The organism is Marinomonas sp. CT5 (assembly GCF_018336975.1).
Taxonomy (GTDB): Bacteria; Pseudomonadota; Gammaproteobacteria; order Pseudomonadales; family Marinomonadaceae; genus Marinomonas.
Genome location: NZ_CP025572.1, coordinates 452921 through 467813, shown reverse-complemented (window position 1 = coordinate 467813; position 14893 = coordinate 452921). Strand labels below are relative to the sequence as shown.

General features: G+C 44.6%; 14 protein-coding genes. 3 read left to right on the top strand and 11 right to left on the bottom strand.

Going from position 1 to position 14893, the window contains the following annotated elements; translation table 11 throughout:
• The 5 genes from C0J08_RS02215 to ligA all read right to left on the bottom strand — a co-directional run bounded on the left by C0J08_RS02215 (nt 1) and on the right by ligA (nt 3606).
• Nucleotides 1–981, bottom strand: coding sequence for a TRAP transporter substrate-binding protein (locus tag C0J08_RS02215; protein WP_212654513.1), 981 nt, complete (start codon nt 979–981; stop codon nt 1–3).
• Between the two features lie 185 nt (nt 982–1166).
• Nucleotides 1167–1616, bottom strand: a complete 450-nt coding sequence (locus C0J08_RS02210; protein ID WP_212654512.1) for a nuclear transport factor 2 family protein — start codon at nt 1614–1616, stop codon at nt 1167–1169.
• A gap of 6 nt (nt 1617–1622) precedes the next feature.
• Nucleotides 1623–2324 carry an alpha/beta fold hydrolase gene (locus C0J08_RS02205; protein WP_212654511.1) on the bottom strand — a complete coding sequence of 234 codons (702 nt, stop codon included), beginning with the start codon at nt 2322–2324 and terminating at the stop codon, nt 1623–1625.
• An 11-nt stretch (nt 2325–2335) separates the two neighbouring features.
• Nucleotides 2336–3199 (bottom strand): class III extradiol dioxygenase subunit beta, encoded by an 864-nt coding sequence (locus tag C0J08_RS02200; RefSeq protein WP_212654510.1) that lies wholly within the window; start codon nt 3197–3199, stop codon nt 2336–2338.
• On the bottom strand, nt 3199–3606 hold the full coding sequence (gene ligA / locus C0J08_RS02195; RefSeq protein ID WP_212654509.1) for a protocatechuate 4,5-dioxygenase subunit alpha: 408 nt from the start codon (nt 3604–3606) through the stop codon (nt 3199–3201). Before ligA ends, C0J08_RS02200 begins: the two co-directional genes overlap by 1 nt.
• A gap of 190 nt (nt 3607–3796) precedes the next feature.
• Between ligA and C0J08_RS02190 the strand changes: the two genes are divergently transcribed.
• Complete coding sequence (locus C0J08_RS02190; protein WP_212654508.1) at nt 3797–5014, top strand: LysR family transcriptional regulator; 1218 nt, start codon at nt 3797–3799, stop codon at nt 5012–5014.
• 63 nt (nt 5015–5077) lie between these two features.
• Here the strand turns inward: C0J08_RS02190 and C0J08_RS02185 are convergent, their stop codons facing one another.
• Nucleotides 5078–6538, bottom strand: a complete 1461-nt coding sequence (locus C0J08_RS02185) for a benzaldehyde dehydrogenase (protein WP_212654507.1) — start codon at nt 6536–6538, stop codon at nt 5078–5080.
• Nucleotides 6539–6861: 323 nt separating this feature from the next.
• Here C0J08_RS02185 and C0J08_RS02180 point away from each other — a divergent pair, with 323 nt between their 5' ends.
• The gene (locus C0J08_RS02180) at nt 6862–8634 is read left to right on the top strand and encodes a sigma-54-dependent Fis family transcriptional regulator (protein ID WP_212654506.1); all 1773 of its coding nucleotides are present in this window, start codon (nt 6862–6864) and stop codon (nt 8632–8634) included.
• A 51-nt stretch (nt 8635–8685) separates the two neighbouring features.
• Here the strand turns inward: C0J08_RS02180 and C0J08_RS02175 are convergent, their stop codons facing one another.
• From C0J08_RS02175 to C0J08_RS02160, 4 genes are all read right to left on the bottom strand, one after another.
• Nucleotides 8686–9453, bottom strand: coding sequence for a coniferyl-alcohol dehydrogenase (locus C0J08_RS02175; protein WP_212654505.1), 768 nt, complete (start codon nt 9451–9453; stop codon nt 8686–8688).
• Between the two features lie 287 nt (nt 9454–9740).
• The gene (locus C0J08_RS02170) at nt 9741–10328 is read right to left on the bottom strand and encodes a Crp/Fnr family transcriptional regulator (RefSeq protein WP_212654504.1); all 588 of its coding nucleotides are present in this window, start codon (nt 10326–10328) and stop codon (nt 9741–9743) included.
• The gene (locus tag C0J08_RS02165) at nt 10303–11262 is read right to left on the bottom strand and encodes a DMT family transporter (protein ID WP_212654503.1); all 960 of its coding nucleotides are present in this window, start codon (nt 11260–11262) and stop codon (nt 10303–10305) included. The genes C0J08_RS02170 and C0J08_RS02165 overlap by 26 nt, the downstream gene beginning before the upstream one ends.
• Nucleotides 11259–12104: an arylamine N-acetyltransferase family protein gene (locus tag C0J08_RS02160; RefSeq protein ID WP_212654502.1), complete on the bottom strand. Its 846-nt coding sequence runs from the start codon at nt 12102–12104 to the stop codon at nt 11259–11261. Before C0J08_RS02160 ends, C0J08_RS02165 begins: the two co-directional genes overlap by 4 nt.
• Nucleotides 12105–12334: 230 nt before the next feature.
• On the opposite strand from C0J08_RS02160, the gene C0J08_RS02155 reads away from it, so the two are divergent.
• Nucleotides 12335–13267: a DMT family transporter gene (locus C0J08_RS02155; protein ID WP_212654501.1), complete on the top strand. Its 933-nt coding sequence runs from the start codon at nt 12335–12337 to the stop codon at nt 13265–13267.
• Nucleotides 13268–13401: 134 nt separating this feature from the next.
• Here C0J08_RS02155 and C0J08_RS02150 read toward each other — a convergent pair whose 3' ends face one another.
• Nucleotides 13402–14886 (bottom strand): tripartite tricarboxylate transporter permease, encoded by a 1485-nt coding sequence (locus C0J08_RS02150; RefSeq protein WP_212654500.1) that lies wholly within the window; start codon nt 14884–14886, stop codon nt 13402–13404.
• Nucleotides 14887–14893: the final 7 nt, after the last annotated feature.

Genomic DNA, 14893 nt, shown 5'->3' with positions numbered 1-14893 from the left:
CTACTTGCCTTGCATTGCAGCCAGAGCACCTGCTCCGTCTACACTTTTTACATAAGACTGAACCACCCCAGAAACAGCTTTGGTAAAAGCCGCTTTTTCGGCATCGGTTAACTCAACAATGGTGTTTGCGCTATCTGCACGAGCCACTTCAAGAGCCTCTTTGGCTGTTTGCAACCAAGCATCCTCTGCACTTTTCGATAAGCCAAGCCCACTTGCCGCGTCAATTGCTGCTTTTTGCTCTGCGTTCAAATCATTGTACACACCAGCGTTAAGGACAGTGTAAAACGTCAAACGCCCCAACGGCGCACCAAGTGTTAGCGAATCAGCCACTTCATCAAGTTTAAAATCTCTTAATGTCGAGGCGCCAGTAATCACCCCATCGATTAGCCCCGTCTGCATAGCGTTGTAAATTTGACTAGCAGGCATTTGCACTGGTGTTGCCCCAAAGGCTGAAGCCACTTTTGCGGCAGTTGCACCCGCAACACGAATTTTAAGCCCAGCCAAATCTGCGGGAGTACGAATAACCTTATTTCGCATAATGAAAATATTAGGCTCAGAGGTCCATAATGCTAGGGGCTTAGTAGCAGGAAACTCACCACTCAAATGTTTATCATAAGCACGCCAAAGCGCTTCGTAACCCGGCATATCTTCAGGTATAGCACCAGGCAATTCTGCGATCATGGTTTTACCAAACTGAGATGAGGTATAACCCGGTAGCCCCCAAGACAGGTCTGCGGCGCCTTGCAAAACGCGAACATATTGCTCAGCAGGCCCAGCACCTAATTCTCCACCATGGTAGCCTCGTACCGTTAAAGAACCATTCGTGGCGGCAGACACATCCGCATTTAACTTTTCAATTACCGATGCATTAATGGTGTGAAATGGTGGAGTGAAGCTCGCAAACTTCAATTCCTCAGCAACAACCTGAGTGGATAATGTGAGCGCTGCTGAAGCAGCAATAATCAATTTTTTGAATGTCATATCTGTTCTCCCAATCTTAGTTTAATGCCTTAATTTAAAGGCTTTGTTATTTTTGTTATGGGACAAGCCGGGTGATCGGAGCGCCCTTTTTAACCAGATAGTCGAAGTTTAACCATTAGCTCAGTGTTCCAATATTGCTTTCCATAGCACTCTCATCCATCCACTCAAACACTTCGGTATCTTGTCTACTTTCCAGTGTATTTCAGTTCAATGGAGCCTTGTCTTTTGGCGATTAACCATTCGCCGTTTACCTTCTTCAATTCATCAACAAAGCGACCGATAAAAATATCCGCATTGGCTGGCAGTATATTCTCAATGCCTTCCACTTTTGTATTGGCTGAAAAAAGTACGACTCTCGAAGTAACAACCACATGCTGGTCATCGATAATCTTAGACTCTACATTGGCCAGTGCATGACAGGTTTCTTTCGCAGGCCGCGCAGTAAAAGATTGCAAAATGGCATCACGCCCAACAATAGCAGAGGTAGGACTACTCGGGCGATACAAGATGCCATCTTCGGTATAACAATTCGCCAGTTCTTGCCAGCGGCCTTGGTCTAATAAGTTGATAGAATGCGTCACTAACTTCTGACACTGCCACTCAATCAACATAGTTTCGATATTGTGATTCGTCATCGGCCTCTACTCTTTCTGTAACCAGACACGCATTGCAGCGGCTACTTTTTCTGGGGCTTCCGCTGGCGCCATGTGGCCAGCACCTTCAATAACCACCAGCTCGCTGCCAGCGACTTGCCGTTGCATGACCTCATGCTGTGACACCGGACTCCAAGTATCTTCTGATCCAGACAGCAATAAGGTTGGCACCGATATCAAAGGGAGCTGTGCTTGCGCATTCGGACGATGGATCAAAGCATGAATCTGCTGTTCAAATTCTTCCACAGTATAAGATTCGACCATCTTGGTTAAATCCGCCATCAGAGTTGAATTCTTTAGGCCGTTTGGCGACATCATCGGAATCAGCCATTGGCTGGATAAAATAGAAATGCCGTTCTTTTGCGCCGCGTCAATCAACCCAATTCGCCCCGGTATTTCTTTGTCTGATTTAGGGTGAACACCTGTGTTCAACAAAGCCAAGTGAGTAATTCTTTGTGGCGCTAGGCGGTGAATTTCTAACGCTACACGACCTCCCATTGAATGCCCTGCCAAGGCAAAATCACCGTCAACACTTGCCAATACGAACTTTGCCATCTCAGTGAGGTCATCAAAGCCTGCAAAATTGAATATTTCGACATTCGCCTCGTTTGACAATTGATCTGCCACGCTTTTCCACATGGTCTGATCACACAGCAAGCCGGCCAAGCACACTAGCTTGGGCTTATTCATGGCCGTCTTCATCACACCGATTCCTCCGCCCCATCGTTCACATTTTCGTAAATTAGGTGCCCCAAAGCGGTATTCGAAACAGGCACGTGGTAATGACGATGAACTTCGTTAACTTGATCATGCAAAGCACCGCGCATAATTAACCACATCACCATCTCACTGCCCTCGGTTCCCGACTCGCGGATGTATTCAACTTGAGAAATAGCGCCCAATTTTTCATAGTCACTTTTTAAGTCATCCATAAACGCGAGATCCCACTCTTGGTTAATGAGACCCGCACGTTCACCTAACAATTGATGGCTCATTCCCCCCGTTCCCCATACTTGAACATTTACGTCTTCTGGAAACTGCTCTACCGCCGCTCGAATGGCTCTTCCCAAGGCAAGACATCGCTCTCCGGTTGGGGATGGATAGACAACGGTATTCACCGCTAAAGGAATCACTTGGCAAGGCCATTCTTCAACCTCACCAAACACCATAGACAAAGGCACCGTCAGCCCATGATCCACATCCATTTCGTTCACCACAGTCATGTCAAAACCTTGTTTGATTAACGACTCGGTAATATGCCACGCCAGTTTGGGAGCGCCTTTCACAATAGGCACTGGCCGCGCCCCATAACCTTCATCCGCGGGGTGATATTCTTCACCACATCCAATGGCAAAAGTGGGGATCATTTTCATATCAAATGCGGTGGCATGGTCGTTATATACAAGAATCACCACATCGGGCTTTTGCTCTCGAATCCATTGTTTAGTGAAGCGATAACCATCAAAGATAGGCGCCCATTTTTCATCGCCACTGTCGCCCTTATCAATAATGTGCCCAAGTAAGGGAATATGAGACGTACCCACTCCAGAAGTGATTTTGGCCATTATGACTTTTCCTCCATGCTCGTTGTGACAACATAGCGATTGCCTTCAGGCGAACGGCCACCTTGTTGCATCATTTCTAGGTAGTCTTCGACAGAGAGGTCTGTCATGGTCGACACAGCCGCCGCCACGCTTAGGCCATCACAGGAACTGATTTTGACGAGATAATAAATATTGCCACCAAGGTCGATGAGCTGACTAAAATCACGTGCCAGTACAGCCTGCCTTTGCGCTTCGGTCATTGGCCATTTGGCCAAATAGGCACTTTCGTCTTGTTTAAATTCGGCACGATTAGCGGCCTGCATTAATGACATACAAAACTGATTGAGATGAAAGCCTATTCTGGCCATATCACCATCAAATACCGTGGTGCCAGGAATATCGCTGTAAGCTTTATTGTTGTTATGCATTCGAGTCTTACCTTGCGCTAAAAAGCGCCATGAACAAATTAGATATTATTCCTCCAAACTACAGGGAAAACGTCGACCTTACATATGCACAATTAAAAACATAGATAAAAATTTGGTTATATCATAAGTTATGGCTAACGGTTTTCACTCGTCACTACATCAAGATGTCGCCATAAAAAGGAAAACACGAATGAGCAATCCGAATTCACACTTTCCATTAACACTTAAGCAATGTCGTGTTATCTCGGAAATCATGAAAAAAGGCACAGAAAAAGACGCCAGCTCTTCGTTAAACCTTAGCCAATCCAGTATTTCGCGCGCCCTTTCACAAGCAGAACAAGCCCTACAAGTTACTATCTTTACCCGAGGTTGGAGTGGCGCTGAACCGACGTCTGCAGGAGAAGTGGTGATCTCATCTTGCAATCGCATTTTACAAGCAATTTTCGACACTGAACGACAATTGCAAGACAACACCATGGCGTTATTAAAACTCAAAACCTATGTTGAATGGCGACATCTTTTGGTCATAGAAACGGTGGTAAAAGTCGGTAGCGCCTCTGTCGCAGGGCAAGCACTTGGCATGACACAACCTGCGGTTAGCAAGACATTAAAAGAACTCGAGAATATGCTTCAGCAACCCCTTTTCTCCAGAGCAAGACGAGGTTTAATACCACTAGATGCCGCTAAACAACTGGCCTCGTTATTCCTCAGAATCGCCCCTGTGGCTCAATCTTTGCCCAACGAGCTTAAGTCATTACCAAACCAACTAACCGGTAGATTGTCCGTGGGCATGCTGTCTTTTTCTTGCCAAGATATTGTTCCCATTGCCTTTGCGTCTATATTTAAGCAACACTCAGCAATACGTCTGCAAGCGATGCAAGGTCCCTACCACATGTTAGCCAACGCTCTACGACAAGGCGAGATAGATTGTTTTCTAGGTCTAATGAGAAAAGGCCCGCTTCATCCAGAGTTAATTGAACTCCCCTTATTAACAGCCCAATACGCTTTAATTGCTCGTGCTGATCACCCAATTCATACAACAGCAAAGACTATCAATGACCTAGTTAACGAACGCTGGATTGTCGCGCGCCACGGCACGCCTATTCGCGATTATTTTGAAAGCCTGTTTCATAGCATCAACAACAAGCCCCCCATTCAAGCTCTGGAGATGCTGACTTTCGCCTCTTCAGAAGAATTGGTGATCCACAGTGACGCTATCGCCCTTCTTTTCTACGATGAGTGGAACATCAAGCAACTCAACCCACGCCTAAAACAAGTCCCCATTTCACTGCCTAATCCAGAGTGCACCATTGGTATTACACTGCATAAAGACAGACAGTCCGAACTCATCAATAGGTTTATTGAAGAGCTCAGAACCGCCATTGCCAACAAGCAAAATCAGCAATAAAAAAGCCCCATAACAAGAGAAATGGAGCTTTCAATACTGTAATCCACCTAACAATCAAAACACTTAAAAAGGATAAGGCGTTGCCGATTGTTTCACGGTCACCCATTGCCAATGAGTATAAAGATCCCAATCCGCTGGGCCACACACCGCGCTGCCATTACCAGACGCACCGCAACCACCAAATGGATTGATACATTCATCATTCACGGTTTGATCATTGATGTGCAGCAAGCCCACATGCAACTGAGCGCCGATATTTTGCGCACGAGCAAAATCATTCGAGATCACCGCACCGGCTAAACCATATTGCGTATTATTGGCCATTGCGATGGCATCTTCATCTTTGTTGAAGGTCACAATATTGACCACAGGCCCAAAGATCTCTTCATCAAAAGAACGCATTCCTGGCGTCACATTACTCAGCACGGTTGGCGCATAGAAAGGTCCGTCATGGGTGCCGCCCGCTTCTAATTTAGCGCCTGCTGCCACTGTGTCTTGCACAATGGCATGCACTTTTTCAAGCTGACGCTGATTGATTAAAGGCCCTATCGCCACTTGCCCAGAAGCTGGATCACCCACTGGCAAATGTTTGGCTTTCTCAACGATTTTCGCGGTTAACGCTTCTGCAATACTTTCTTGTACCAAGATACGCCCTGATGCCATACAAATTTGCCCTTGGTGGAAATACGCCCCCCAAGCGATATTGCTGGCGGCCACATCCAAGTCGGCGTCCTCTAAGATAATCAAAGAACTTTTACCACCTAACTCAAGAGAAACCTTCTTCAAATTGCGACCACAAGCCTCGCCCACTTTGCGACCAGCCGCCGTCGATCCAGTGAACGCCACCATACCAATTTCTGGTGCAGAACAAAGCGCTTCACCGGCTTCCACAGCCCCTGGCAGCACTTGAAACACACCTTTTGGTAAGCCAGCCGCTTCCAAGGCAAGAGCAAGAATAAAGCCACCCGTAACTGGCGTTTGAGGGTCTGGCTTAGTCACCACCGCATTACCGGTTGCTAAAGCGGGAGCAATTGAACGAATAGATAAAATCATTGGGAAATTAAATGGGGAGATCACACCCACCACCCCGATGGCTTTGCGCGTTGCGTAGGACATTCTTTCTGGGACAGATGGCAAGGTGAGACCATTTGGTTCCAATGTCATGTTGGCCGCCAATTGCAAAATCAAGATGGCCTCTTTCACTTCGTGCTGACCTTTTGGAATAATCCCGCCCGTTTCGCGGGCAATATACAAAGCCAGCTCATCAAAGTGTTCTTGGATAAAATTCGCCGCTTTATGGAACAGGGCAGCCTTTTCTCTTGGTGGCACTTTTAACCATTCTTGCTGAGCTTGCTGTGCTTTCTGGCAAGCGGAATAGACTTCGTCTGCCGTCGCGATACCCACTTGGCTCAACACTTTTCCAGTGGCAGGTTCCAAAACGTCTTGTGAGTTTGACGCCGTCACCCAGTCACCATTAAAAAATTTACCTGACCATTTTTTAGATTCCAGAACGGAAGTTGTCATGTGTGTTCTCCTATTTATTTTTATTCATCACTGAATTCCTACACGGACAAGCCAAGTCGGTGAAAGATCAGTGTTTTGGTTTTATTAAAACGCTTTAATCAGTAGAGCAATAGCTATGCCGAAACCATACGTCACGCCATATCATGCGGCATTAAAACCATAACTCATTGATGAAAAAGACTTTTTAATATCGCACCGACCAAACTCCAATAAAGCTTAGTATAAAAACCACACAACACACTTGACGATATCGTCAAATACATTTCACACTAAGAAAAAGCAGTTAATCATTTCATCAAGAGGATGAAAGAGGAAAAATAATAATGACAAATGCTCACCGAATTTCTTTGGCGGACTTAGCCAAAAACAGCGAAAAGATCTTACTTAAAGGCAATTCACGAGAGCTTGATGAACAACATGCTCCAACGGTAGAAGAACTCACCGAGTGCCTTTTTTTCTCACCAGGTGATGGTCGTATCTGGCTAGATGATCAACGCATGCTGCTGATTCACAGCTCGTCATTTGGTTTATTACGCCGGGAATTAATTGATTCCCTTGGCCTAGATAAATCTCGCGACATTCTGACCAGAACAGGCTATTTATCTGGACTAAGAGACGCGGAGCTGATTCAAAAACGCTGGTCGAATTCAGATCCGGCGTCCATTTTTACCGCAGGCACTCACCTTCACGGACTCGAAGGCGTGGTCAAAGTAGAAACCGTGCATTTTGAATTTGATACCGAAAAAGGCCTCTACGATGGCGAATTCCTGTGGCATCACAGCAGTGAAGATGAGGAGCACATTGCAGCATACGGTATTGGCAGCTCCCCAGCTTGCTGGATGGAATTAGGCTATGCCATTGGCTATGTTTCTGGCCTTGTGGGCTCTTTGGTTATTTTCCGGGAAGTAGAATGCCAATCCATGGGACACGCTATCTGCCGAGTTATAGGTAAATCGGCAGAACTTTGGGACGATATCGAAGACGATATTCGTTTTCTTAATGTCACCAGTAACGATACCGACAGCCAATCCAAATCAAACCTTCAGCTTGATACTATGGAGCCTGTGCCACTAGACGACCCACTCAAAATGATTGGCGTTTCTGCCGCTTTCACCGCGGCCACTCATTCCCTGCAAAAAGTCGCCCCGACCAATGCGACTGTCTTATTCAGTGGAGAATCAGGTGTGGGTAAAGAGCTGTTTGCCAGTATGCTGCATAAATTTAGCCGACAAACAGGGCCTTTTGTTGCTTTTAATTGCGCGGCTATTCCAGAAAATTTGATGGAAAGTGAACTCTTCGGAGTCGAAAAAGGCGCCTACACTGGTGCAACCAGCAGTCGCCCTGGCCGTTTTGAAAGAGCCAACGGTGGCACCCTCTTCTTAGATGAAATTGGCACTCTCAGTCTTGCAGGACAAAGTAAATTATTGCGCGTCTTACAGGAAAAAGAAGTGGAGCGAGTCGGTGGCACGTCAGCCATCAAAGTCAATGTAAGAGTCGTCGCGGCGACCAATGTCGACCTGAGAGAAGCCGTTGCAAAAGGCGAATTTCGTGAAGATTTATTCTTTCGTTTAAACGTATTTCCCATTCATTTGCCACCACTAAGAGAACGAAAAGCCGATATTCCCTTGCTGATTAACCACTTTTACCATCACTTTTGCCAGCTGCATGAACGAGCCCCTTCAGGTATGACCCAGACTGCCCGACGTGCTCTATTAAATTATCGTTTTCCGGGAAATATTCGTGAGCTACAAAACTTAATGGAGCGAGGAGTGATTGCCTCAGAAGAAGGTGAACCGATCGATCTTCATCACCTTTTCCGTAATGAGTCCATCCCTGAAGACATTATTTACTCGGTGAGTCACCAAGGAACCTTAAGCCATGCCAATGGCGCCAAAATAGCGTCTGAATCCCTCTTGGAACACATTACACAATTTGTTGGGGGAGACGATAAGCTTGATATTGAAAAGCTTGAGCAAAATCTATTGGAAGAAGCCGTGAACCAAGCGCACGGCAACTTATCAGAGGCCGCAAGACGAGTGGGGTTAAGCAGACCTCAATTGGCATACCGCCTAAAGAAAAACAAACACGCCACCTAAGTTGAAACTAAAGCCCGAGAAAACATTCCAACTCGGGCTTTATCAGCTACATTACAAATAAGTCGACGCCAACCCACCATCAACGGGAATATTTACCCCACACACCCAACGGGATGCATCTGAGCAAAGAAACGCAATCACGTCAGCCACTTCATCGGAATAAGCAGGACGCAACATTCTCTCGGCGTCTTTTTGTACTCGCTCTTCACCCAACATAGAAACAAAATCCCCCAAAATTGGCGTAAAGACAGGACCCGGCGCCACAGAGTTCATACGCACCCCCTGATCCCGAAACCAAGCAAAGGCTTGTTGAGTAGACCAAACAATAAGCGCTTCTTTAAAGTATTGATAACAGGTTTCTTGTGGAACAGGATTCTTTTTCAGCCAGTCAGCGCCTTCTTTAAAATTAGAGGTATTGGCCAAGGCCTTATGTTCCTCAAGACGTTCTGGCCATTCAATTCCTAAAATAGAAGCCACATTGACAATACTCGCCCCCTTATTGAAACGGGACATAAGGGCGTCACACAAATGACGTAAACCTAAATAATTCACTCGACCAACTAATTCCGCATCGGCTGTACCTGGCACGCCAGCGATATTACATAAGGCATCAATATGTTCAGGCAATCGATCCAGTGCAGCATCAATCGCACTTGGGTCGCCCAAATCTATTTGCACAAAGCCATCCAAGGTCATACTTGGCTCATTACGATCAATACCAATCACCTTTGCGCCATGAAAACGAGCCAGCCTCGCCACATCGGCACCAATCCCCGAAGACACGCCAGTAATCACAATGGTTTTATTCGCTAACATCATAGTGTTTCTCCTTTATTTTTTTATGAAACGTAGGGAGAGCAGACATCGTCACCTTCCCTTAGTAACTTGGAGAATTGCATGGAGTGTGCCGAATCATACAAACCACCGATAGCTAATCGCCGATACTCCTTTAAAACATTGATATAAAAATACTTTTCACTTTCAGACGACAGGGTTTGAAGGAGTAGGTTTTGTATTGAATAGAAATGGAATTCATCAAATGATCAAAAAAATACAATAATGACCTTGGCAAATTGATGATTTAGAGAATGAACAAAGATCTCCCATCAGCCCAACTTTAGCCTCTGGCGAATTCGACTCAGTGCCACTGGGGTGATGCCTATATATGAGGCTATTTGTTGCTGCGGAATGGTGTCCTTTAACTCTGGATAGTCGACGCAGAAATCCAAATATCGACGCTCCGCAGAGTGCTTTACAAAGGCATTTTCGCGCTCTTCTTTGGTGATAAAAATGCGTTCCAGAAATTTGGCATAGCACTCTAAAAAGCCAACATCGTGACGCATCTGAGCATAAAACGCTTGCCACGGGTAAGAAGAAACTATGCAATCTTCCAGCGCTTGAATACCAAACAGCACGCGGGTTTCAGTCACCATCGCCTTGGTTGAACCAATAATTCTTGGGCTTTTCGCAAAGGTTTGGGTGAACTCTTTCCCTTCCTCAGAAAAACTCACGTAACGTACTAATCCAACATGCAAAAAATACAGACGGTTAGCAAAGTTCCCCTGTTGAAACAGGTAATCGCCTTTTCGAATCACATGCACATCCATCGGCACAGACAGCCTTTGCCAATCAATGTCATAGCCTAATTCATTAAAATACGCTTCGAAGCTATTTTGTAATTGAGCTCGATCCATGGATTACCTTTACCTTGCTAAAATTGCCATCAATCAGAAAGAGTGCAACACCTAGAAAAACAATACCAGAAACAAAAGAAGCATCCATCAAGCTCAATAAACGCGACTCATGCAAAGCGGTAAACAACGCCACCCAAACAGGGATAGTGTAAGACATCGCCAGTAAGCGACTTGCCCCCACTGTCATAACCAAACGCTGTTGCAACAAAAAAGTGAAGAGCGTGGTAAACACCGTTAGATACAAAACAGTCACCCAGAACCCTTGCGAAGCCCATTGCACTTGATCAAGTTCTCCCCACATCACCGCTATGGGTATCAACCAAAACGTGCCGAATAACATAATCATAAAGGCGCCAGAAAATGCCCCCAATGAACGTCCCCACCTTTGTACAGCAACCACATGCAATGCCAATAAAAAGCAAGAGCCAAGAAAAATGTAATCGCCAGAATGCCACTCAAATCCATCATTGCTTTGCGCAGAAACGCCTTGTGTCGAAAATAACACGGTCATGGCGCCGATTGAGCCAAGAACAAAGCCTATGACTCGCCAAAAAGGCGCCACTTCCTTGAGCCAAACTCTCGCTATTATCACGCCAATCAAAGGAACCAAGGTATACAAAACGGACGTATTTAAAGGGGTTGTTGTCTTTAGGGCTGCAAACAAGCCGATAAAAAAGCCCACCAACGCACCACTGATAATCACGTAATGAAACAGCCGCTGACGAGAAGCAAACAAGCCCCTAAATTGTTCTCTCTTGTTTAACTTAGCTCGCTGCCAACTTAGCCATAACGCTGGCAGCATGATCAACATGGCAAAAAGAAAACGAAACGCGGAAGTCGCAATTGGGCTGGCGTATTGCACCATATGGCCCGATACAATAAAGGAGGACGCCATTAACCACGCCCATAATAACAAGGTAAAAAATGAGCTCATGACCTTGCCTCACTAGCAGCTTTATCCAAAGCGGGCACCACAAAGCGGATGAAAAGATGTTCAACAACAGAAGGTTCAAGAGAGATGTTAAACTCGGATCTCAAAATATCACCCAGCAACTCTGGGCTTTCGATAAACCGTTTTTGCTCCCCATTGTGGTTTCTGACAATAAACTCGGCATTCACCAAAGCCATAGTTTGGTCTTGTTGCTTCAAGGTCACCATTAAGTTATTCACAAACACCGCGTGCGGATTTTTATGTGAATAGAAATGCCCTAACTCACAATCAGCATCTGTATAAGTGGCACTATCAAAACGGTAGAGAGTGAAATCATCTTCACCTTTCATGACTTGAAGATCGTATTCGCCCTTACCTCTTGCAAGCATTCGATAACTGTCTATACCGGCCACTTGCTGTGCATTTATATCTAATCGCAAGGGGGCAACAGGTCCATTGCCACCAAAGCCAGTATCAATCAAATAGCTGATGCCTTCGAACGTTAACAAGGTCACACGATGTGTTCTTGCCGTTTCTCGCTCAACATTATTATTCAGCACTCGCGCCAACTTGAGCTGTACGTCATAACCCAAGGCTTTTAATAGCTCAAACGTCAGCTTGTTATGTTCAAAGCAATAACCGCCCAAACCACGAGTCACTATTTTCTGGCTGATCGCGCTAAGATCCAAAGAAATTTCTTCTCCCAACACCACCGCCAAACTGTTGAAGCTATAACGCGCTACATGCCTTTCTTGTAACGCCCGAACAAACTCAATGTTTGGCTGCTCTGGCGCAACCAAACCGAGGTCAGAAAGATAATCTTGAAGATAAGATAACAACGGCATTCTGTGCACCCTTACTTAATAAAAAAATGGAATACAGGCAAGATTACAGTAGCTAAGAGGGGAAGAAATTAACCTAAGTTAAGAATATAACCCAAGATAGGTATATAGATGGAGTATGACTTCATTTATCATGTCCCACTTTTAACCTTTCAGGTTGAATAAACCCGTACCCATTTATAGTGTTTATCTGGGGAAAGCCTAAAAGACACCAACACTAGGGAAGGTATTCAATGATCATTCGCTCTCAACGCACAGCAACATTTATGCTGATCTTTGTCGCGTTTGTGTGGGGAGCAGAATTTACGCTAATCGATTTAGCGATGGAAATTATTCCGGTTCATACCTTTAACGCCGTGCGGTTTACACTCGCAGGTCTCGCCCTTATTCCCTTATTAATACTTTCATCAGAAAAAATACCAAAAGAATTGATACGCCCTTTACTACTTAAAGGATCGGTTCTTGGATTATTATTGTTTATCGCTTTTTATGCTCAAACCGCGGGTCTTAAATTCACCACAGTGTCAAATGCTGGATTTATAACTGGCCTAGCTTCGCCATTGGTTCCTATTCTTGGCTTACTGTTGTTTAGAACCAAAATTAGCATACCTATTTTTCTGGGGGTTATTTTCGCCACAGTGGGTTTGTACTTGCTAACGGTTGGAGACAAATTAACGTTCAATCGTGGGGACTCTTTGGTGCTCGTTTGCGCATTTGCCTTTGCTGTTCACATGTTATTAACAGGCCGTTTTGTTAGTACATTACCCGTTATTCCTTTAACCATAGTGCAGTTATTTGCGGTGGGAATTTACAGTACCGTCAGCACTGTCATTTCACCAGAGCCCGCGTTTTATCTCATGGAAAATCAGCCACTTAGCTGGCAAGAAAGCCTGTTCTCACCAATTGTTTTATCCGCCATATTAATTGCGGGTATCCTTGGCACCGCCTACGCTTATTGGGCGCAATCCGCTTGCCAGAAAATCTTACCAGATTACAAAGTCGCGCTTATTTTCACCCTAGAGCCTATTTTCGCTTGCTTAACAGCGGCAATTTTCCTTAATGAAACACTGGGCATCATTGGCTTAATCGGTGCCGCTTGCATATTGCTTGGCATTCTCATCGCAGAAACCGGTAACAAATTTTTATTTCGCAGTACTCTGAGTTAATTCAGGTAAATGGGGAAAATACAACTCATAGCACGTCTCAAAATATGCAAAATACATATAAAGTTCTAGAAAACAAAACCCCAGCAAAAGCTGGGGTTCATTCATGATTAAACTGTTAATATCACAGACATAATTTACTTTTTAGAGTTCTTATACCTGTAATAAAAAGGAAGAAATATCGAAACGATAGATAGAAGAATAAAACTAAGGCTAATAGGGTGACTAAAAAAAACCGTCCAATCACTGTCATACATTGCCATACTACGTCTAAAATTCGATTCAACCATGTAGCCCAAAATCATCCCTAAAACGACAGGCGCAGAGCTAAACCCATAGCGATTTAAAAAATAACCAAACACACCAAAGAACAATAAAATCCAAGCCGAAGTTAACGATCCACTTATCCCGTAGGAGCCGACGATACACATGACCAATATAAACGGCATGAGAAAAGAACGAGGAATTTGCAAAACCTTCACAAACAACTTGATTCCAACCGCTTGAAAGCAAAACATAAAAATATTGGCAAAAAGAAAAGCAATAATAATCCCATAAGCAATATCTGCATGATCTTGAAACAATAATGGGCCGGGTTGCAATCCATGTATAAGAAGCCCCCCCATCAAAACAGCTGCAGACGCATCACCAGGAATCCCCAGTGTCATCATCGGAATTAATGCTCCACCTGTCATCCCATTATTAGCAGATTCACACGCAACAATACCTTCATTATGACCTGTTTGAAATTTTTCAGGTGTCTTCGATTGCCTTTTAGCAACATCATAAGCTAGAAAAGATGCAATACTCCCTCCCGCCCCAGGAATAGCACCAACTAAAGAGCCAATCACTGAGCTCATCGACCACACGCGCCACAAGCCAAAAGTTTCTTTAAATCGCGGATAAGCATTATCCACTTTAATTTTTACCTCTGCTCCCTTTCTATTTCGACTCGAAACAATATCACTAATAATTTGCGACAATGCGAACAAACCTATCAGGGCTGGCATAAAATCTACACCACCGATTAACTCAGGAATATCAGCAGTAAGACGCACCATTCCACTCAATGAGTCAATTCCTATCAAAGAAATTAACACTCCAATTAGACCAGCGACCAATCCCTTCACGATCGATTGTCCTGATACAGATGCAATGATAGTTAAACCAAAAACACCCAATGAGAAATACTCTACGGCACTAAATTCAAGAGCCGCTTTGGCAATAACAGGAGACAGTAAAGAAAAAACTAAGACACTAATAATCCCTCCAATAAATGAAGCGACAACACATAAACCTAAAGCTCTTCCAGGCTCTCCGCTTTTTGACATTGGATAAGCATCCAGAGTTGTTGCAACAGAAGAAGGAGTACCAGGTATGTTCAATAAAGCCGCAGGAATAGACCCCCCAGATATAGCACCACAATACATACCAAACAACATCCCCATACCACTGATTGGTTGCATACTGAATGTTAGCGGTAATAAGAGAGCAATTCCCATAGTTGCTGTCAAACCTGGTAATGAACCAAAAATAAGACCTAATATGGTACCTGCCGCAATAGCGAGAAAAACTGTTGGTTCTAAAAATGCTTCAAACGAATGAACGAATTGCATAAACATAATAATC